Source organism: Pseudomonas saxonica, from assembly GCF_007858365.1.
GTDB lineage: Bacteria > Pseudomonadota > Gammaproteobacteria > Pseudomonadales > Pseudomonadaceae > Aquipseudomonas > Aquipseudomonas saxonica.
This window is the reverse complement of record NZ_VFIO01000002.1, coordinates 1-18818: the sequence shown is the minus strand read 5'-3', so window position 1 is coordinate 18818 and position 18818 is coordinate 1. Positions and strand designations below refer to the sequence as shown.

The window sequence follows — 18818 nt, the reverse complement described above, 5'->3', positions numbered from 1 at the left end:
CCGCAGGCTGCGTTCGGCGGCGAAGCCGTCGTAAATCCTGACCTTCCGAGTGGCCTGAGTTAGCGACCGCTGCGCGCTCGATCGCAGCCTTCGTCAGCGGCTACAGATTACGCCAGCGACTCGGTGCAGAACTTCGTAGCAGCTGCCGCAGGCTGCGTCCGGCGGCGAAGCCGTCGTAAATCCTGACCTTCCGAGTGGCCTGATTTTGTGACCGCTGCGCGCCCAATCGCAGCCTTCGTCAGCAGCTACGGATTGTGTGCTGCTTTAATGGCTTGTTAGCTAGCTCGCTATCGTTATGTTCAAGTTCTGTATCCACAGCTAGACTGTCGAGCTGCGCTAACCGCAGCTCGATCTGGATACCTGATGAACCTTAAAACCATTTTGATCCTCGGTGCCTTGAGTGCCTTTGGTCCGTTGGCCATCGACTTCTATTTGCCGGGCTTTCCGGCAATGGCGACCGCTTTTGCGACCGACGAAACACAGATTCAATTGACCCTCGCCGTGTATTTTTTGGGGCTGTCCATCGGCCAACTGATCTACGGCCCCATCGCTGACCGCTTCGGTCGGCGGATCCCGTTATTGGTCGGTGTAGGCCTGTTTACGGTGGCGTCTCTGGCCTGTGCACTGGCACCGTCGCTGGAGTGGCTGATCGGTGCGCGCTTTGTTCAGGCACTGGGCGGCTGCGCAGGGATGGTGCTGTCGCGGGCGATTGTCAGCGACAAGTGCGACTCCGTAGGTGCGGCCAAGGTGTTTTCGCAGTTGATGCTGGTGATGGGGTTGGCCCCGATTCTGGCGCCAATGCTGGGTGGCCTATTGGTCAATCTGTATGGCTGGCAGTCGATTTTTATCGTCTTGACGGCCTTCAGTGCGTTGGCGGCGCTGGCCGTTGCGCTCGGGTTGCCAGAAAGCCTGCCTGATAATGTGCCGCGTCAGCCGCTGTCGGGAGCGCTTCGCCAATACGGCCGGCTGCTCAAGGATCGCGAGTTTCTCGGCCATGCCCTGACCGGGGGGATCGCAATGGCCGGTATGTTTGCCTACATCGCCGGCTCACCCTTTGTCTTTATCAAACTCTACGACGTGCCCGCCGAGCATTACGGCTGGCTGTTCGGCAGCAACGCGGCCGGTTTTATTTTGGTGGCGCAGATTAATGCTCGCTTGTTGGCCAACCGTGGGCCCGCTTTCTTGCTGGCGCGTACGATCTGGATCTATCTGGCTGCGGGGATTGTGTTGCTGGGTGTCAGTGCCTTGCACACCCAACAACTGTGGCCGTTGCTTATCCCGTTGTTTGTCTGCATCGCCAGTCTGGGCTGCATCATTCCCAATGCCTCCGCCTGCGCCATGAGCGGGCAGGGCGCACGCGCCGGCAGTGCCTCAGCCATGCTGGGTTGCTTGCAGTTCAGTGTGGCGGCTGGGGCCGCGTCGCTGGTTGGCGTGCTACACAATGGCACGGCCATGCCGATGGCAATGGTCATCACCTTGTGCGGGGTGTTGGCTGTGGTGCTCGCCATGGCGACCCGGCGCGTCTATACCGCGCGGATCGCCGCTCAAGAGTTGAGCTAACTGACCAGACGCTCGGGCAGGTAGTGCGGGGCTTGCAAGCGTGCTTGCAGCTTATCGACAAAGGCCCGGGCTTCGGCCTCACTGCGAAAGGTGACGGCCTGCTGGTCGAGTTGAACCAGCCATCGGGCATCGCGGGATTTTGCTAACGCTTTCATCAGGATTTTCATTTCTGGCCTCCTTGAGTTTGCAAAGGAGGCCAGTGTAAGCCTGATTTTTCGCTGGGAAATGCCAGGGATCAACTCTCTGACTGACGGTCAAAAAATGGCCGCTTCTATCCCGTTCAGCCCTTAGGGTTTGATCAGTCGTGCATCCAGACCGTTTTGCGCCAGGCGCGTAGCTTGCTCTTTGGTCATGCCCAGATCGGTGTGCAGCGCGTGGAAGTTCTCGGTCATGTAGCCGCCAAAGTAAGCCGGGTCATCCGAGTTGACGGTCACTTTCACGCCGCGTTCCAGCATCTCAAGGATGTTGTGCTGAGACATGTGGTCGAACACGCACAGTTTGGTGTTGGACAGCGGGCACACGGTCAGCGGAATTTGTTCGTCGATGATGCGCTGCATCAACCGCTCGTCTTCGATGGCGCGTACGCCATGGTCAATACGCTGGATTTTCAGCAGGTCCAGCGCTTCCCAGATGTACTCCGGCGGGCCTTCTTCGCCAGCGTGGGCCACGGTCAGGAAGCCTTCGTGGCGGGCGCGGTCAAACACGCGCTGGAACTTGCTCGGCGGGTGGCCCATTTCGGAGCTGTCGAGACCCACGGCAACAAACGCATCGCGAAATGGCAGTGCCTGGTCGAGGGTTTTTTCTGCCTGTTCTTCGCTCAAGTGGCGCAGGAAGCTGAGGATCAGGCCACTGGTAATGCCCAGTTGCTGCTCGCCATCCTTGAGTGCGCTGGCGATGCCGTTGAGCACCACTTCGAACGGAACGCCACGGTCAGTGTGGGTTTGCGGATCGAAGAAAGGTTCGGTGTGGATAACGTTCTGTGCCTTGCAGCGCAGCAGGTACGCCCAGGTCAGGTCATAGAAGTCTTGCGAGGTGCGCAGTACGTCCGCACCTTTGTAGTACAGGTCGAGAAATTCTTGCAGGTTGTTGAAGGCATACGCTTTGCGCAAGGTTTCAACGTCGTTCCAGGGCAAAGCGATTTTATTGCGCTCAGCCAGCGCGAACAGCAACTCGGGTTCCAGAGAACCTTCCAGGTGCATGTGCAGTTCTGCTTTTGGCAGGGCGTTCAGCCAGTCATACATATCGGTTCATATCTCATCAGGTGCAAACAGGGCGTTCGCAGTGCTCGCAAGCGACCACGGTGCGCGCTTAAAACCCGCCATTCTACAGCCGCGTAACCGCGAGTTACATAAAACCTGACCAACTGGATCAGGGTATTTGCTGTTCACGCCGGTACGCATAAGTGTCGGCGAAGCGCGAGAGCAGAAATTCGGCACAGGTAGTGGGCGGGTATTTGGCCGGGTGTTGTGCGTCCTGACAGCCGGGCAGGCATTCAATCGCAGTGTCGGGGTGCGGTTCGGCAAAGAACGGCATGGAGTAGCGGTTGACTCCCTGCGGGCTGATGACCCGGTGCGGCGTCGAGACATACCGGTCATTGCTCCAGCGCGCCATCATGTCGCCGAGATTGACCACGAACGTGCCGTCAATGGGCGGTGCGTCGATCCATTCGCCCTGAACATTGCGTACTTGCAAGCCGCCTGCGGCATCTTGATACAACAGGGTCACGCAGCCGTAGTCCGTGTGTGCGCCCGCACCTTGCTGCTCGTGGCTACTGGCCGTTTCGCGGGGCGGATAATGGATGATCCGCAGCACGCTGACCGGTTCCTCAAAGCGCTGGTCAAAGAAATCACGGTCTATGCCCAGCGCCAGCGTCATGGCTCGCAGCAGGGTTTGCGCCAGCGCTTGCATGTCCGTGTAGTGGGTTTCCATCAGGTCTTGCCAGCCGGGCAGGTCGGGATGGCGGTTAGGCCCGCGCAAGGGTTTTTCGGCCATGACGTGCGGGTGGTCTTCGGGCAAGTGCAGGCCCATGTCGAAGGTTTCTTTCAGGTCGCTGGGGCGGGCGGGGTCGAGCTGTTCGGTAGCGACAGCACCATAACCGCGGTGATGGCGTGTCTGCGTAATATCGATGCGCAGTTTTTCCTCGTCCGGCAGGGCGAAGAAGGTTTTAGCGATGTTGAGCAGTTGCTCAATCCGCTCGGGGCTGATCGGGTGGCCCTTGATATAGAAAAAGCCCCATTCACGGCAGGCTTGGTCAATGTGTTGGGCCACGGTGTGCCAACCCGCGGCTCCATCCTGATACAGCGGGCTGATGTCGATAATGGGAAGCCGGTTCATGGGGGCGCTCCGGTAGGTGCGGGCACGCAGATCAGTCTGGGCCCGCAGAGGGTTTATTTCGGTAGATCGGCTTTCATGCCTTCGACGTAGTAATTCATGGACGCCAGTTCGGCGTTGCTGGCGGTGACACCGGCAGCGATTTTTTCAACGCCTGCCTGATCCTTGACAGGACCCGTGAACGGGTGGAATTCGCCGCTTTCGATGCTGGCGATTATTTTCTCGGCTTCGGCCTTGGTGTCCGCAGGCACTAAATCACTGATCGGCAATTGCACGGTGCCTTCTTTCAGGCCACCCCAGTAGTCCTGCGATTTCCAGGTGCCGTCGATTACGCCTTGTGTGGCCTGAATGTAATGCGGCCCCCAGTTGTTGACGATCGAGGTGAGCACCGCTTTTGGCCCGAAGTGCTGCATGTCCGAGGCATAACCCACGGCGTATACGCCACGACGTTCGGCCGCCTGAATGGGGGCCGGGCTGTCGGTGTGCTGGAACACCACATCCACACCCTGGTCGATCAGAGCGTTGGCGGCATCCGCTTCTTTGCCCGGGTCAAACCAGGAGTTGACCCACACCACTTTGATCTCGGTGCCGGGGTTGTATTTATTCAAGGCCAGTTGAATGGCGTTGATGTCGCGGATCACTTCCGGGATTGGAAAGGACGCCACATAGCCAACCTTCTTGCTCTTGGTCATCTTGGCTGCGAGAAAGCCTGCCACGTAGCGACCTTCATAGGTGCGTGCCAGGTAGGTGCCCATATTCTTGTCTTGCTTATAGCCGGTGGCGTGTTCAAAAGTGGTCTTGGGGAATTGCTTGGCCACTTTCAACGTCGGGTTCATGTAGCCGAAAGAGGTGGTGAAAATCAGGTCGTACTTATCTTTGGCCATATTGCGAATGACGCGTTCGGCGTCGGCGCCTTCGGGCACGTTTTCGACATAGCTGGTGGTGATCTTGTCGCCCAATTGCTTGGTCAGCGCCTGGCGGCCCTGTTCGTGCTGGTAAGTCCAGCCATGGTCGCCGATCGGGCCGATATACACGAAGCCGACTTTCAACGGATCGGCGGCGCTGGCCGAAAGGCTGGCGCTCAGGCCAATGGCTGTGGCAAGGGCACAAAGCAGCGTTTTCAATGGACGTTTATGCATGGGGAGCGTGTTCCGTCTTGTTGGTTGTGTTGTGGGATCCGTGACTGAATAGCGGGTCTCTGCGGACAGACTGCCCAATGCAAAAAATTGACCAACAAGACAACAAACGCGGGTTAGCGCGTTTGTGTCGTGGTGCCGGTTCTGAACGTGAGCTTGACCCATGATGGCAAAGAGCCAAGCCGGTGCGTGACCAATGGCCTGTGCCTGCCGCTGGTGCGCGGTTTAGAGACCGTTGACCAAGGTATGGGCAGCGTGTCGGTGGTCAGCAATCAAACCTTGCACGTCGAGCCCTTCCACTTGGCCATCGATGACGCGCCACTTCCCGCCGATCATGACCCGGTCTGCGCGATCCGCACCGCACAGCAATAAAGCGGCGACCGGGTCATGGCTGCCGGAAAACCGCAGTTCGTCGAGTTTGAACAGCGCCAGATCAGCTTGTTTGCCGACCGCCAGTTCGCCGATGTCGGTGCGCCCCAGCAGGCTCGCCGAGCCGCGAGTGGCCCAGCCCAGCACGAGCTCGGGGGTGATTTTTTCGGCCCCGTAGCGCAAGCGCTGCAAGTACAACGCCTGCCGTGTTTCGAGGATCATGTTCGACGCGTCATTGGAGGCCGAGCCGTCAACGCCCAGCCCTATCGGAGCTCCACTGGCGAGTAGCTCCAGTGTCGGGCAAATGCCTGAAGCCAGTCGCATGTTGGAACTGGGGCAATGGCTGATACCGGTGCGGGCGGCGCCCAGACGGGCGATTTCTTGTGGGTTGAAATGAATGCCGTGGGCCAGCCAGGTACGTGGGCCGAGCCAGCCGACGCTGTCCAGATAATCCACGGTACGCAGGCCAAAGCGTTGCAGGCAGAACGCTTCTTCATCGAGGGTTTCGGCCAGATGCGTATGCAGGCGTACATCCAGTTGCTCGGCCAGTTCAGCGCTGGCCCTCATGATCTGCGGGGTGACTGAAAAGGGCGAGCAGGGCGCCAGGGCAATCTGGATCTGCGCGCCGTCACCACGTTCATGGTAGGTCTCTATCAGGCGCTGGCTGTCGGTCAGAATCACTTCGCCCTGTTGCACCGTTTGCTGAGGTGGTAAACCCCCATCGGCTTCGCCCAGACTCATCGAGCCACGGGTCAGCATGGCGCGCATGCCAAGCTCGCGCACGCACTCGACCTGAATATCAATGGCGTTTTCCAGACCGTCCGGGAATAAATAATGATGGTCGGCTGCCGTGGTGCAGCCGGAAAGAAGCAGCTCTGTGAGCGCGACTTTACTGGCCAGTGCCAGTTGCGCGGGCGTCAGGCGTGCCCACACCGGGTAGAGCGTTTGCAACCAGGGGAACAAGGGTTGGTTAACCACCGGCCCCCAGGCACGGGTGAGGGTTTGATAGAAGTGGTGATGGGTGTTGATCAGCCCCGGCAGCAGCACATGTTCGCGGGCATCGAAGACGTGATCGCACGGCTGGGCAGGGTGTTGCCCGATACCGAGCAACTCAACGATACGCTCGCCTTCGAGCACCAGGCCGCCACGGGCATCAAGGGTGTTGGCGGTGAACACGGCCAAGGGGTTTTTTAACCAGATACGGGTTGCAGGCACGGGCCGGCTCCTCTGAAAGTTGAGTTCAGGTTTGCCAGCTCAGTGTTGTCCTGTCTGCTGATCCAGGAGTGATGCGGTGTGTGTTATGGCATCGAGGCTATCACCATGCAATCGTCTCGCCTTGGTAATCGAGGAAGTAATGGCCTCCTTTACCGGTGTAGGCATTGATTACATCAACCAGACCACGGGTGCTGGTGGCGACATCAATCTGCGCATCCTCGCCGCCCATATCGGTTTTGACCCAACCCGGATGCAGAGACAAAACGGTCAGTTTGCGCTCGCCCAATTGGCTGACGTACGTGTTGGTCAGCGAGTTGAGGGCCGCTTTGCTGGCCTTGTACAGCGCCAATTCAGGCGCGTCCGGGCTGGTGATGCTGCCAAGACCGGAGCTCATGAACGCCAGCACGCCAGTGTCAGGGCGCAGGTTGTGGGTGAAGCGTTGTGCCAGGCTGATGGGGGCCACGCTGTTGGTCAGGAACAGTTGTGCAACTTCTTGCGCGGGGGCGGCACCGGGCATCTGGTTGGCAGGGCCTTTGACGCCGGCATTGACGAACAGCAAGTCGAACACCTGATCGTGCAGACGGGTATGCAGCGCGTCGACGGACTGGGCGTCATCCATATCCAGCTGTTCAATCTGTATGCCCGAGACAGCGTGCAGCGCCTCTGCCTTGCCGGTGTCGCGCACGGTTGCGGTGACCGCCCAGCCATCTTCTTTCAGACGCTGCACAAGCCCCAGGCCCAAGCCTCGAGAGGCGCCGATAATCAGTGCTCGTTTAAGTGCGGACATGCATAAGTTCCTTTGAGTAGATAAGACCCCTGTAAGAAACTGTGCCCCAGCGACTGGCGTAACACCAGCTCTGATTCATGCCTCTGATCTTTCATTCAGTGCCCTGCTTGCCAAGGTTGACCCAGTGAAACCGGGGCGTATAACCGTGTTCGCAGCGCATCGCGCGACAACAGCACCAGCACCACAATAGTGGCGACATAGGGCAGCATGGCCAACAGGTTAGAAGGAATCGCCAACCCCAGCCCCTGTGCAACCAGATGCAGGATGCTGGCGAGACCAAACAGATAAGCGCCCAGCAACAGACGCCCGATTCGCCAGCTGGCAAATACCACCAATGCCAGCGCGATCCAGCCGCGCCCGGCTGTCATATTTTCGGCCCACATCGGGGTGTAGGCCAGAGAGAGGTAGGCACCTGCCAGACCGGCCATCGCCCCGCCAAACAATACGGCCAGTGTGCGCACCCACAACACCGGTATGCCCATTGCATTGGCTGCGTGAGGATTTTCACCCACCGCCTGAATGATCAGGCCGACCCGGCTTTTGAGCACAACCCAAGCCACCAGTACAAACAGTGCAAATGACAGGTAAACCAGAGCATCCTGCGCAAACAACATGCGACCGATCAGCGGAATATCGCTCAACAGCGGGATGGCCAGCGGGTCAAAACCGGCGAGGGGTTTACCGACCCAGGCGGCCCCGACAAAGCTCGACAGGCCGACACCGAAGATGGTCAGAGCCAACCCGGTGGCCACCTGATTGGCGTTGAACACCAGTGCCACCAGTGCAAACAGTGCGCTGAGCAGCATGCCCGCCAGCATCGCCAGCAAGACACCGAGCCACAGATTGCCGGTGCTCAACGCGACAATAAAACCGATCACGGCGCCGAACAGCATCATGCCTTCCTGCCCAAGATTGAGAACGCCGCTTTTTTCGCAGATCAGTTCGCCCATCGCCACCAGCAACAGCGGTGTACCGCAGCGCACCATGGCGTAGAAAATATTGCTCAGCAGATCCATGTCCATCAAAGCGCTCCCATCGTGGCAATGACCGGGTGGCGTCGGCTCCAGCGCAGCGTGAGGCGCGGGCGATAAAGAATCAGCACGTCACTGGCCAGCAGGAAGAACAGCATCATTCCCTGAAACAGTTGCGTGATTGCCAGTGGCAGATTGAGGGTCATCTGCGCTTGTTCACCGCCCAGATACAGCAAGGCCATCAACAGGCTGGCAAACAGAATGCCGAGGGGGTTCAAACGCCCCAGAAAGGCCACGGTGATCGCGGCGTAGCCGTAACCCGGTGAGACTTGCGGCACCAGTTGCCCCAGTGGCCCGGTGACTTCGCAGACCCCCGCCAAACCGGCCAGGCCTCCGCTGATTAACAGTGCCAGCCAGATCAGGCGTTTTTCGCGAAAGCCGACAAATCCGGCGGCGCGCTTATCAAGCCCCAGCACTTTGATCTGAAACCCGACAAAGCTTTTTTGCAGCAGCACCCATACCGCGACCAACGCCAGCAACGCGAAATACACCCCGGCGTGCACGCGGCCGTCTTCAGTCAGCAGAGGCAATCGACTGGCATCTCCAAACATCGCCGATTCAGGGAAGTTGTACCCGGCCGGATCCTTGAGGGGGCCGTGGACGCAATACAGCAGCAGGTTCAGGGCGATGTAATTGAGCATGATGCTGGTGAGGATTTCATTGGCATTGAAGTGCGTGCGCAGCCACGCCGTCAGCCCACCCCACGCGGCACCCGCCAGCGTGCCGCAGAGCAGGATCAGCACCAGTGCCCAGCGACTGTCCAGGTCGATCACGTTGACGGCCAGCGCACTGCCGGCCAGTGCACCGATCAACAGTTGCCCTTCGGCCCCGATGTTCCAGATACGCGCTTGATACGCCACCGCCAGGCCGAGGGCACAGAGCAAGATGGGCAAGGTTTTTATCATCAGTTCGCTGACGCCATAAAGGTCGCTGACCGGGGCTATCAACAGTGTGTGCAGGGTCAGTAACGGGTCGTGTCCCAAGGCGATAAACAGCAGTGAGCCGCAAGCCAGTGTCAGCAGTGCCGCGAGCAGGGGTGAACACCACAACATGGCGCGCGATTGTTGGCCGCGGGGTTCAAGGGATAGCAACATGACTCGCTCCGTGAGCAAAAGAGGGGTTGGCAGGCGTGTCAAACTGGCCGGCCATCCAGCCGCCGACCTCCACCAGATGGGTGTGGGCCGTGTCTTTGAGCGGCGATAACCGGCCGCTGCACAGAGCCCCGAGGCGATCACTGATCTGGAACAGCTCATCAAGGTCTTCGGAAATCACCAGAATCGCCGCCCCGGCATCACGCAGGGCAATCAGGGCGCGGTGGATCGTGGCGGCTGCACCGACATCGACGCCCCAAGTAGGGTGGGCGGCAATCAGCAATTTAGGCTGCTGGAGGATTTCCCTGCCCAGGATAAATTTCTGCAAGTTACCCCCAGACAGGCTTCGGGCCTGAGCCTCACAGCTGGGCGTTTTAACGTTAAATCGTTGGATGATCTGTTCGGCCAATGCCTTGACCCGCTCATGACGAATTAACCCGCAGCTCACCAAACCTTGTTGAAAGGCGGTTAACAACGCATTGTCAGCCAGACTCATTTCGGGCACCGCGCCATGGCCCAAGCGCTCGGCGGGTACAAAAGCCATGCCTTTGTGCCGTCGGGCATCGGGACGCAGATGGGCGACAGGCTGCTGGTCGATGCAGATGTGCCGGCCTTGACTGACGGGCAAGCGCACCTCACCACTGAGCAAGGCCAGCAACTCATCCTGACCGTTGCCGGCCACGCCCGCGATGCCAACGATTTCGCCGCTGCGTACATTCAAGTTGATACCGTGCAGCGCACAGCCGAAAGGGTCGGGGTTGTGCCAGGACAGTGCGTCTACCTGCAAAAAATCTGACCCACCTTGGGCTTTCGGGTAGGGGTCAATCAGGTTGGCAGCCTCACCGACCATCATCTGCGCCAATTGCCTGTCTGAGCACTCGCCCGGAATGCAGTGCCCCGCCACCCTGCCACCGCGCAGCACGGTGGCGCTGTGGCAGAGCGCCCTTACTTCATTGAGCTTGTGGCTGATAAACAGAATGCTGCATCCCTCGCGAGCCAACCGGCGCAATGTCACAAAGAGCTCATCGGCTTCCTGTGGCGTGAGCACTGAGGTGGGTTCATCAAGAATCAGCAGGCGAATGTCTTGCATCAGGCAGCGAATGATTTCGACCCGCTGGCGCTCGCCAATCGAAAGGCTGTGCACCAGGCGCTCAGGCTCCAGCGCCATGCCATAACGTTCGCTGACTTCACGAATACGCGGCTCCAGCTGTTTGGGCGTCCCGGCGCTGGCACCCAACGCCAGAGCAATGTTTTGCGCCACGCTCAGGGTTTCAAACAGCGAAAAGTGTTGGAAGACCATGCCAATACCCAAGCTGCGTGCTTGAGCGGGGTTGCGAATAGTCAGAGGTTGACCCTGCCAGATGACTTCGCCGGAATCGGCTTGGGTCACGCCATAAATAATCTTCATCAGGGTGCTTTTGCCTGCGCCATTCTCCCCCAGCAGGGCGTGGATTTCGCCGGGCTGGATGCTCAGGTCAATGGCGTCATTGGCCAGGCAGCCGGGGTAGCGTTTGCTGATACGGCGTAGTTGCAAGCGGGCAGGGTTGGACATGACAGGCTCGATTGATCAGAGGTGTACTGTCAGGGCTAAAGCAATTTCTTGGCCAACAGGTCAGGAAATGAGGCGGTCTGGCTGTTCTGCAGGGCTGAGCGACGAAGGATGTAATTTATCCACACGCAACGGGCACTGTTTCAGGGCGCAGATTAGCGTTCAGGCGCTGATTTGGTTCCTGCTGTTTGATCAAAAAACATACAACGTCGTACAAGTCCTGCCGCATATGCATTTCGGGGGCTCTTGCACGGGTTATCCACAGGTTGCTCCACAGGAACTGTGCGCAAGCGTAAAAACCCTGCATAAGGCCAATAAGGCTTTGTTCCAACTGGCGATATACGCTGGCAAGCCGCTGATTTAGATCGAAAAGGTGCGGCTATTAAGTAAATTGATCGTTTTTTGATCATTGATAGCCAAGCCACGGTCTGTCTGGCCTGCAGCGGTATGTGCTCAGGTTATCCACAGCCCGGTGCACAGTGGTTGGGGGTAAAGATTCAAAGGCGGACTCATCCTGTCGGGCTATGGCTCCCGAGAATGGCTCACTGCATTTGAGGGGGACGGTGCAACGTAATGCGCCCGCGACTCAAGTCTGCAAGCTGCTGTTGCAAGACGTCGATTTGCGGTTCGCCGACCGCTATTCGCAGCGAGACTCCATTGGCATTGAAGGTTTCATCGAGTATCAGACCGCCGAGGTCATGCAGACGCACTTTCAGCAAGGCCAGTTCACTGAACATGCATTCACAATTCAACTCAGTGCGCTTGATCAAGGGCACGTGCTCTGCATTTTGCAGGCACTTGTTGGCACCCCCGCCATAGGCTCGCGCCAGTCCCCCCGTACCCAGCTGAATGCCGCCGTACCAGCGAATCACCAACACCGCGACTTGATCAAAATCCTGGGCTTCGATGGCGGCCAAAATGGGCCGTCCTGCGGTACCTCCGGGTTCGCCGTCGTCATGGCTGCGGTATTGGTCCGCCAACTTCCATGCCCAACAGTTATGTGAGGCATTCGGGTCACGGTGTTGCTCGATAAAGGCCTGCGCCTCGGCGGCCGAGTTAATCGGGCTGGCAAAGGTGATAAAGCGGCTTTTGCGAATTTCTTCACGGTATTCACAGAGACCGGCCAACGTAAAGGACATGCGTTACTCAGTGTGATGACGGGGGTGTCAGGCCGCAGCCCTTGAGGATGATGCGGGTCAGATTGTAGCTGGCATCCGCCATGTCTTGCTTGGTCAGACGTGAGCGGCCTGTGACTCGGCAGATTTGCGTCGCGAAGTCAGCATAGTGCTGCGTGCTGCCCCAAAGCAGGAAAATCAGGTGGGTGGGGTCAACATCATCCATTTTTCCGGCATCGATCCAGGCCTGGAAAACCGCCGCCCGGCCCTGGAACCAGAGGCGATAGTCCTGGTTGAAATACTCGGTGAGGCATTCGCCGCCACTGATGATTTCCATCGCGAAGATGCGCGAGGCCTTGGGCTGGCTGCGGGAAAACTCCATTTTCGCCTGGATATAACGGGTCAGCGCCTGAGCGGGATCGTCCTGTGCGTTGAGGGTATTAAAGGTGCTGTCCCAGAGCTCAATGATATTGCTCAACACGGCAATATAAAGCCCGAGCTTGTTGGTGAAGTAGTAGTGCAGGTTGGCTTTGGGCAGGCCAGCATTTTGCGCGATGGTGTTCATGCTGGTGCCTTTGAAACCATGGCGGGCAAATTCGTCCTCGGCGGCCTTGAGGATGGTTTCTTCGTTTTTTTGACGAATACGGCTGGCAGGTTTACCTGCGTGTGCGGGGACTTCAAGGGTCATAAGCAATTCCGGACAGGTCGGTGGGCGCAATCGGTGCACTGATAGCGCACCCACCGTAATGAAACAAGCATTGTGCCCATAAGTAGTTCAGCTTTTTGGCTCGAGTGCGGGGCTTGTCGCAGGCACAAGCACGATCTCAGTTTCGGTTTTTTTCTCCGGCAGGAGCAGGCACATGACCAACGCAGTAATGCCGCCGCTGGTGATCGCCGAGTCGAACAGGTTTTGCACCAACTTAGGCATTAAATGCAGCAAGCCAGGCTGCGCGGCGATCCCCAGACCTACGCCAAAGGAGGTTGCAATAATCAGCATGTTGCGACGATCCAGCGGTGTTTGAGCGAGGATGCGCACGCCCGCTGCGGCGACGCTGCCAAACATGACCAGCGTGGCACCACCCAGTACCGGCTTGGGTATTTGCTGCAACACGGCGCCAATCACCGGAAACAACCCAAGACAGATCAAAATGGCGCCGATATACAGGCCGACATAGCGGCTGGCCACGCCGGTTAACTGAATGACACCGTTATTCTGGGCGAACGTGGTGTTGGGAAAAGCACTGAAGGTGGCGGCGATCATGCAACTGACACCATCGCCCAGTACGCCGCCTTTGAGCCTTGCAATGTAACTGGGCCCGCTGATGGGTTGGCGGGCCAGCATGCAGTTGGCCGTGAGGTCGCCGACGGTTTCGATCGTGCTGATCACGTAGATCAGGGCGACGGGCAAAAAGGCCGTCCAGTCAAAATTGAAACCAAACTTGAACGGTACAGGGGCGCTGATCAGTGGCAGGCCGGCAATGGCCTTGGGCGTCAGTTGACCGCTGAACCAGGCGATCACGCTACCCACGGCGAGACCGATGATGATGGCCGACAGGCGAACCCAAGGGGTCGAAGAGCGGTTGAGCAAGATGATGGTCAGCAGTACAAAGCCGCCCAAGGCCAAATTGGCGGGCGCGCCAAAGTCAGGTGCATTGAAACCGCCCCCCAGATCTGTGATGCCGACCTTGATCAGGCTGACGCCAATCAGGGTAATCACGATGCCCGTCACCAGGGGGGTGATAACACGGCGCAATTGGCCAATAAAACGGCTGAGGATGATTTGCACCAGTGCGCCGAAAAAGCACACGCCAAAAATCATCGCCAGAATATCTTCCGGGCTGCCGCCTCGTTGTTTGACCAGAAACCCGGCGGACAGAACGGCGCCGAGAAAGGCAAAGCTGGTGCCTTGCAGGCAAATCATTCCGGCGCCAATGCCAAAAGGTCGACGGGCCTGAATGAAGGTGCCAACACCAGAGACCAGCAAGGCCATGCTGATCAGATAAGGCAGGTGTTCCATCAGACCCAGCGCAGAGCCGATCACCAGCGGCGGGGTAATGATGCCGACGAATGCTGCCAGTACGTGCTGTAGCGCAGCCAAGGTTGCGGCGAGCGGTTTAGGGCGGTCGTTAAGGCCGTAAATCAGTTCACTGGGCGTAGATGATTCTGGCTGCATGGGGCGCTCTCTGCATTCGGCTGTGCATGTTGGGTCAATAGGCCGTTGCAAAAAGCTGTCCAAGTGCTCAGGTAATTGTTCGTTGGTTCTCTCTAAATTTTTACAAATCAGTAAGTTAAAAGTTTTTTTCAGACGCTGAATGATGCCTGTGTCAGGTCTTGAAACCGATAGGCGCCCTAGCGTGTAGCGGCCAGACTCTCCAGAAAGCTTTCCAGCACCAAATGGGGGCGGCGGCCTTTGCGCGTGACGGAGGCCAGGCTCAGATCGTAATAGCGCAGTGTAGGTTTGAGCGCACGTAACCGGCCTTGCTGCACCCAGAATTGGGCGTAGTGGTCTGGCAGGTAGCCAATGTATCGGCCGGTCAGAATCAAAAAAGCCATGCCTTCTCGGTCCGAAGCACTGGCCGTGCAGTTGAGTGCTTGATAGTGCGCTTGAATCTCGGCTTGCAGGCGGAAGGTCGGGGCAATGGCGTCCTGATCATTGAGCCGCTTATCCTCCAGCAAGCGGTCGTCGACATAGAACAGCGGATGGCCCACGGCGCAATAAAGCAGTGAGCGTTCGCTGTACAACGGTTGGTATTCAAGCCCGGACAGAGCACTGGCCTGAGGCACCACACCCACATGCAAACGCCCGTCGAGCACGCCTTGCTCCACTTCATTGGGGGCGATCATACGGATATGGATTTGCACGTCTGGCCCTCGCTCCTTGAGCTGAGCCAAGGCATGGGTAATGTGCATATGGGGGAGGGTGACAAGATTGTCTGTCAGCCCGATGGTCAACTCACCGCGCAAATGGTGGTGCAAACCGTTGACCTCGGTACGAAAGCTTTCCAATGCGCCCAACAACTGGAGCGCTGACTGGTAAACCTCGCGGCCTTCTTCAGTCAGGGAAAATCCGGCTCGCCCACGCTGGCACAGACGCAACCCCAAGCGCTGCTCAAGGTCACTCATTTGCTGGCTGATCGCCGAGCGTCCTATCCCCAATACCGTCTCAGCAGCCGAAAACCCGCCGCATTCCACAACGCTGCGGAAGATGCGCAGCAATCGGATATCAAAGTCGCTGACTTGCGCCAGTGCATCGGGACGACGGTTGCTCATAGTTTAGTGACCACCTAACTAAAGGTTAGAAGAGTTGGATTTCACAGACTTTATAGGCGTGTCAATTTAGCTGCAACAACGCTTTCAATCCCACGCCGCTTTCTGCTTTGCGAGGTTTTGCCCATGAACATGCCTGAAAATGCCGAGATCTCAGTGACCAGCCAATTGAAGCTGGATGCTCACTGGATGCCTTACACCGCCAACCGTAACTTCCATCGTGACCCTCGTTTTATCGTGGGAGCAAAAGGCAGTTACCTGACGGACGATAAAGGTCGGCAAATTTACGATTCGCTGTCAGGTCTGTGGACGTGCGGCGCAGGGCATACCCGCACGGAAATTCAGGAAGCGGTGGCCAAGCAACTGGGCACATTGGACTACTCTCCCGCGTTCCAATACGGGCACCCGCTGTCTTTTCAATTGGCCGAGAAAATTACCGCGCTGACGCCGGGCAATCTGAATCACGTGTTCTTCACTGATTCGGGGTCTGAATGTGCGGACACGGCCGTGAAGATGGTGCGTGGTTACTGGCGTTTGAAAGGCCAGGCGACCAAAACCAAAATGATTGGTCGTGCTCGCGGCTATCACGGAGTGAACATTGCCGGTACCAGCCTGGGCGGTGTGAATGGCAACCGTAAGTTGTTTGGTCAGTCAATGATGGACGTCGACCATCTGCCTCACACGCTGTTGGCCAGTAACGCGTTTTCTCGCGGTATGCCTGAGTTGGGCGGCATCGCATTGGCCGATGAGCTACTGAAGTTGATCGAGCTGCACGACGCTTCGAACATTGCCGCGGTGTTTGTCGAGCCAATGGCCGGCTCTGCCGGTGTACTGGTGCCGCCACAGGGTTACCTGAAGCGCCTGCGTGAAATCTGTGACCAGCACAACATCCTGTTAGTGTTTGACGAGGTCATTACCGGGTTTGGTCGCACGGGCTCGATGTTCGGAGCTGAAAGCTTCGGTGTGACGCCAGACTTGATGTGTATTGCCAAACAAGTCACCAACGGTGCCATTCCTATGGGGGCCGTGATTGCTTCCAGCGAGATTTACCAGACGTTCATGAATCAGCCGACGCCTGAGTACGCGGTTGAGTTCCCGCATGGTTACACCTACTCGGCTCATCCGGTGGCGTGTGCTGCAGGCATTGCTGCGCTGGATCTGCTGCAAAAAGAAAACTTGGTGCAGAGCGTGGCTGATGTTGCACCGCATTTCGAGAATGCGCTGCATGGTCTGAAGGGCGTGAAAAACGTCATCGATATTCGAAACTATGGCCTGGCGGGCGCCATTCAAATTGCGCCACGTGATGGCGATGCGATTGTGCGGCCGTTCGATGCGGCGATGAAGCTGTGGAAAGCCGGCTTCTATGTGCGCTTTGGCGGTGACACCCTCCAGTTCGGACCAACATTTAACAGCAAGCCGCAAGACCTGGATCGTTTGTTCGATGCAGTCGGTGAGGCGCTGAACCAGATCGACTGATCCATCTATATATAGAAGCGATACTTTTGCCTTTACCCAGGCGCGCAGCGTTCGCGCCTGTGGACAACTTTTCTGGAGCATCCATGAGCACCATTCAACATTTGATCAATGGCGAGTTGCTGAACGATACCGGTCGTACTGCCGATGTGTATAACCCATCGACCGGTAAAGTGATCCATCAGGTTCCCTTGGCCAGTCGCGAGACGATTCAACAAGCGATTGACGCTGCCAAGGCGGCATTCCCGGCCTGGCGCAATACGCCTCCAGCCAAGCGTGCTCAGGTGATGTTCCGATTCAAGCAATTGCTGGAGCAGAACGAAGCGCGTATCTCGCAGTTGATCAGCGAAGAACATGGGAAGACCCTGGAAGATGCGGCGGGCGAGCTCAAGCGTGGGATTGAGAATGTCGAGTACGCCTGTTCAGCGCCGGAAATTCTGAAGGGCGAATACAGCCGAAATGTAGGTCCGAACATTGATGCATGGTCGGACTTCCAACCGTTGGGTGTGGTGGCCGGTATTACGCCATTTAACTTCCCGGCGATGGTTCCGTTGTGGATGTACCCGTTGGCGATTGTGTGCGGCAACTGTTTCATCCTTAAGCCGTCGGAGCGCGATCCAAGCTCGACTTTGTTTATCGCTCAGTTGCTGCAAGAGGCAGGGCTGCCCAAGGGTGTGATGAGCGTCGTGCATGGTGACAAGTCTGCAGTGGATGCGCTGATCGAAGCGCCGGAAGTCAAAGCGTTGAGTTTTGTGGGGTCTACGCCGATTGCTGAGTACATCTATGCCGAGGCGACCAAGCGCGGCAAGCGTGTTCAGGCATTGGGCGGGGCGAAGAACCATGCGGTGTTGATGCCGGATGCAGATTTGGATAACGCGGTTAATGCGTTGATGGGCGCCGCGTACGGTTCTTGCGGCGAGCGCTGCATGGCGATTTCGGTCGCCGTCTGTGTTGGCGATCAGGTGGCGGATGCACTGGTGGCCAAGTTGGTTCCACAGATCAAGGCGCTGAAAATTGGGGCCGGCACTTCGTGCGGACTGGACATGGGGCCTTTGGTTTCAGGGCAGGCGCGTGACAAGGTCAGTGGTTATGTGGAAGACGGTGTAGCCGCGGGCGCCGAGCTGGTGGTTGATGGTCGCGGTTTGAGTGTCAAGGATCACGAGGATGGCTTCTTCCTGGGTGGCTGCCTGTTTGATCGCGTAACGCCTGAAATGCGCATATATAAAGAAGAGATCTTTGGGCCGGTGCTGTGCATTGTGCGGGTGGCTAGCCTTGAAGCGGCGATGCAGTTGATCAATGATCATGAATACGGCAATGGCACCTGTATTTTTACCCGTGACGGTGAGGCGGCGCGTTTGTTCTGCGATGAAATCGAAGTGGGCATGGTCGGTGTAAACGTTCCACTGCCCGTACCTGTGGCTTATCACAGCTTTGGTGGCTGGAAGCGCTCACTGTTTGGTGACTTGCATGCCTATGGCCCCGATGGCGTTCGTTTCTACACGCGCCGTAAAGCAATCACACAGCGTTGGCCGCAACGTGCCACGCATGAAGCGTCGCAATTCGCGTTTCCTAGCCTGTAAAGACTTCGTTTCATCGGCATAAAGCAAAGGCCAGCCGTGAGGCTGGCCTTTGCTTTTTTGGGCTATATGGCAGAAATGTGAAATGACCGCTTGACCCAGAATCCTAACGGCCTATAATTCGCCCCACTTCCGGCGCAGTCGAAACGGAAAACTCCTTGAGATTCAATGAGTTATACGGTTTTCGGCGGTGTCAGCTTCAAGTCATCGAAGCAGGAAATGAGGTGTTGACAGCAGCGTGTAACGCTGTAGAATTCGCCTCCCGCTAACGAGAGATCGAAAGCGCAAGTGGTTGATGTTACAGAGGAAACTTTGAA

General features: G+C 57.6%; 16 protein-coding genes. 3 read left to right on the top strand and 13 right to left on the bottom strand.

What is annotated here, in order from left to right; genetic code table 11:
- Positions 1-363: 363 nt before the first annotated feature.
- Positions 364-1560, top strand: coding sequence for a multidrug effflux MFS transporter (locus FJD38_RS07325; RefSeq protein WP_146384652.1), 1197 nt, complete (start codon positions 364-366; stop codon positions 1558-1560).
- Here the strand turns inward: FJD38_RS07325 and FJD38_RS24515 are convergent.
- The 13 genes from FJD38_RS24515 to FJD38_RS07265 all read right to left on the bottom strand — a co-directional run bounded on the left by FJD38_RS24515 (position 1557) and on the right by FJD38_RS07265 (position 15454).
- Complete coding sequence (locus tag FJD38_RS24515) at positions 1557-1727, bottom strand: hypothetical protein (RefSeq protein WP_167654251.1); 171 nt, start codon at positions 1725-1727, stop codon at positions 1557-1559. The genes FJD38_RS07325 and FJD38_RS24515 overlap by 4 nt on opposite strands.
- Positions 1728-1847: 120 nt before the next feature.
- Complete coding sequence (locus FJD38_RS07320) at positions 1848-2801, bottom strand: adenosine deaminase (RefSeq protein ID WP_122782788.1); 954 nt, start codon at positions 2799-2801, stop codon at positions 1848-1850.
- Between the two features lie 127 nt (positions 2802-2928).
- Positions 2929-3894 carry a 2-oxoglutarate and iron-dependent oxygenase domain-containing protein gene (locus tag FJD38_RS07315; protein ID WP_122782789.1) on the bottom strand — a complete coding sequence of 322 codons (966 nt, stop codon included), beginning with the start codon at positions 3892-3894 and terminating at the stop codon, positions 2929-2931.
- 53 nt (positions 3895-3947) lie between these two features.
- Positions 3948-5030 (bottom strand): BMP family ABC transporter substrate-binding protein, encoded by a 1083-nt coding sequence (locus FJD38_RS07310; RefSeq protein WP_146384649.1) that lies wholly within the window; start codon positions 5028-5030, stop codon positions 3948-3950.
- A 222-nt stretch (positions 5031-5252) separates the two neighbouring features.
- The gene (locus FJD38_RS07305) at positions 5253-6611 is read right to left on the bottom strand and encodes an 8-oxoguanine deaminase (protein WP_146384648.1); all 1359 of its coding nucleotides are present in this window, start codon (positions 6609-6611) and stop codon (positions 5253-5255) included.
- Positions 6612-6711: 100 nt separating this feature from the next.
- Positions 6712-7398, bottom strand: coding sequence for an SDR family oxidoreductase (locus tag FJD38_RS07300; protein ID WP_146384646.1), 687 nt, complete (start codon positions 7396-7398; stop codon positions 6712-6714).
- A 95-nt stretch (positions 7399-7493) separates the two neighbouring features.
- Complete coding sequence (locus tag FJD38_RS07295; RefSeq protein WP_122782793.1) at positions 7494-8420, bottom strand: ABC transporter permease; 927 nt, start codon at positions 8418-8420, stop codon at positions 7494-7496.
- Positions 8420-9523: an ABC transporter permease gene (locus tag FJD38_RS07290; protein WP_146384644.1), complete on the bottom strand. Its 1104-nt coding sequence runs from the start codon at positions 9521-9523 to the stop codon at positions 8420-8422. Before FJD38_RS07290 ends, FJD38_RS07295 begins: the two co-directional genes overlap by 1 nt.
- A complete protein-coding gene (locus FJD38_RS07285; protein ID WP_146384642.1) occupies positions 9507-11072 on the bottom strand; it encodes an ABC transporter ATP-binding protein in 1566 nt (521 codons plus the stop codon). The genes FJD38_RS07290 and FJD38_RS07285 overlap by 17 nt, the downstream gene beginning before the upstream one ends.
- Positions 11073-11611: 539 nt before the next feature.
- Positions 11612-12208, bottom strand: a complete 597-nt coding sequence (locus FJD38_RS07280; RefSeq protein WP_122782797.1) for an IMPACT family protein — start codon at positions 12206-12208, stop codon at positions 11612-11614.
- A 7-nt stretch (positions 12209-12215) separates the two neighbouring features.
- Positions 12216-12872 (bottom strand): TetR/AcrR family transcriptional regulator, encoded by a 657-nt coding sequence (locus FJD38_RS07275; RefSeq protein WP_122782798.1) that lies wholly within the window; start codon positions 12870-12872, stop codon positions 12216-12218.
- A gap of 87 nt (positions 12873-12959) precedes the next feature.
- Complete coding sequence (locus tag FJD38_RS07270) at positions 12960-14357, bottom strand: uracil-xanthine permease family protein (RefSeq protein WP_146384640.1); 1398 nt, start codon at positions 14355-14357, stop codon at positions 12960-12962.
- A gap of 176 nt (positions 14358-14533) precedes the next feature.
- Entirely contained in the window at positions 14534-15454 is a 921-nt protein-coding gene (locus FJD38_RS07265; RefSeq protein WP_146384638.1) for a LysR family transcriptional regulator, read from the bottom strand.
- 123 nt (positions 15455-15577) lie between these two features.
- Between FJD38_RS07265 and aptA the strand changes: the two genes are divergently transcribed.
- Positions 15578-16927 carry an omega-aminotransferase AptA gene (aptA, locus tag FJD38_RS07260; RefSeq protein WP_122782801.1) on the top strand — a complete coding sequence of 450 codons (1350 nt, stop codon included), beginning with the start codon at positions 15578-15580 and terminating at the stop codon, positions 16925-16927.
- An 83-nt stretch (positions 16928-17010) separates the two neighbouring features.
- Positions 17011-18504 carry a CoA-acylating methylmalonate-semialdehyde dehydrogenase gene (locus tag FJD38_RS07255; protein ID WP_146384636.1) on the top strand — a complete coding sequence of 498 codons (1494 nt, stop codon included), beginning with the start codon at positions 17011-17013 and terminating at the stop codon, positions 18502-18504.
- Positions 18505-18818 lie beyond the last annotated feature (314 nt).

What these genes read in the sequence shown, in the direction of transcription:
- FJD38_RS07295 (WP_122782793.1), bottom strand. Translation starts at nt 8,420, where the DNA reads ATGGACATGGATCTGCTGAGCAATATTTTCTACGCCATGGTGCGCTGC.
- FJD38_RS07255 (WP_146384636.1), top strand. Translation starts at nt 17,011, where the DNA reads ATGAGCACCATTCAACATTTGATCAATGGCGAGTTGCTGAACGATACC.
- FJD38_RS07315 (WP_122782789.1), bottom strand. Translation starts at nt 3,894, where the DNA reads ATGAACCGGCTTCCCATTATCGACATCAGCCCGCTGTATCAGGATGGA.
- FJD38_RS07270 (WP_146384640.1), bottom strand. Translation starts at nt 14,357, where the DNA reads ATGCAGCCAGAATCATCTACGCCCAGTGAACTGATTTACGGCCTTAAC.
- FJD38_RS24515 (WP_167654251.1), bottom strand. Translation starts at nt 1,727, where the DNA reads ATGAAAATCCTGATGAAAGCGTTAGCAAAATCCCGCGATGCCCGATGG.
- FJD38_RS07280 (WP_122782797.1), bottom strand. Translation starts at nt 12,208, where the DNA reads ATGTCCTTTACGTTGGCCGGTCTCTGTGAATACCGTGAAGAAATTCGC.
- aptA (WP_122782801.1), top strand. Translation starts at nt 15,578, where the DNA reads ATGAACATGCCTGAAAATGCCGAGATCTCAGTGACCAGCCAATTGAAG.
- FJD38_RS07285 (WP_146384642.1), bottom strand. Translation starts at nt 11,072, where the DNA reads ATGTCCAACCCTGCCCGCTTGCAACTACGCCGTATCAGCAAACGCTAC.
- FJD38_RS07310 (WP_146384649.1), bottom strand. Translation starts at nt 5,030, where the DNA reads ATGCATAAACGTCCATTGAAAACGCTGCTTTGTGCCCTTGCCACAGCC.
- FJD38_RS07300 (WP_146384646.1), bottom strand. Translation starts at nt 7,398, where the DNA reads ATGTCCGCACTTAAACGAGCACTGATTATCGGCGCCTCTCGAGGCTTG.
- FJD38_RS07325 (WP_146384652.1), top strand. Translation starts at nt 364, where the DNA reads ATGAACCTTAAAACCATTTTGATCCTCGGTGCCTTGAGTGCCTTTGGT.
- FJD38_RS07290 (WP_146384644.1), bottom strand. Translation starts at nt 9,523, where the DNA reads ATGTTGCTATCCCTTGAACCCCGCGGCCAACAATCGCGCGCCATGTTG.
- FJD38_RS07320 (WP_122782788.1), bottom strand. Translation starts at nt 2,801, where the DNA reads ATGTATGACTGGCTGAACGCCCTGCCAAAAGCAGAACTGCACATGCAC.
- FJD38_RS07275 (WP_122782798.1), bottom strand. Translation starts at nt 12,872, where the DNA reads ATGACCCTTGAAGTCCCCGCACACGCAGGTAAACCTGCCAGCCGTATT.
- FJD38_RS07265 (WP_146384638.1), bottom strand. Translation starts at nt 15,454, where the DNA reads ATGAGCAACCGTCGTCCCGATGCACTGGCGCAAGTCAGCGACTTTGAT.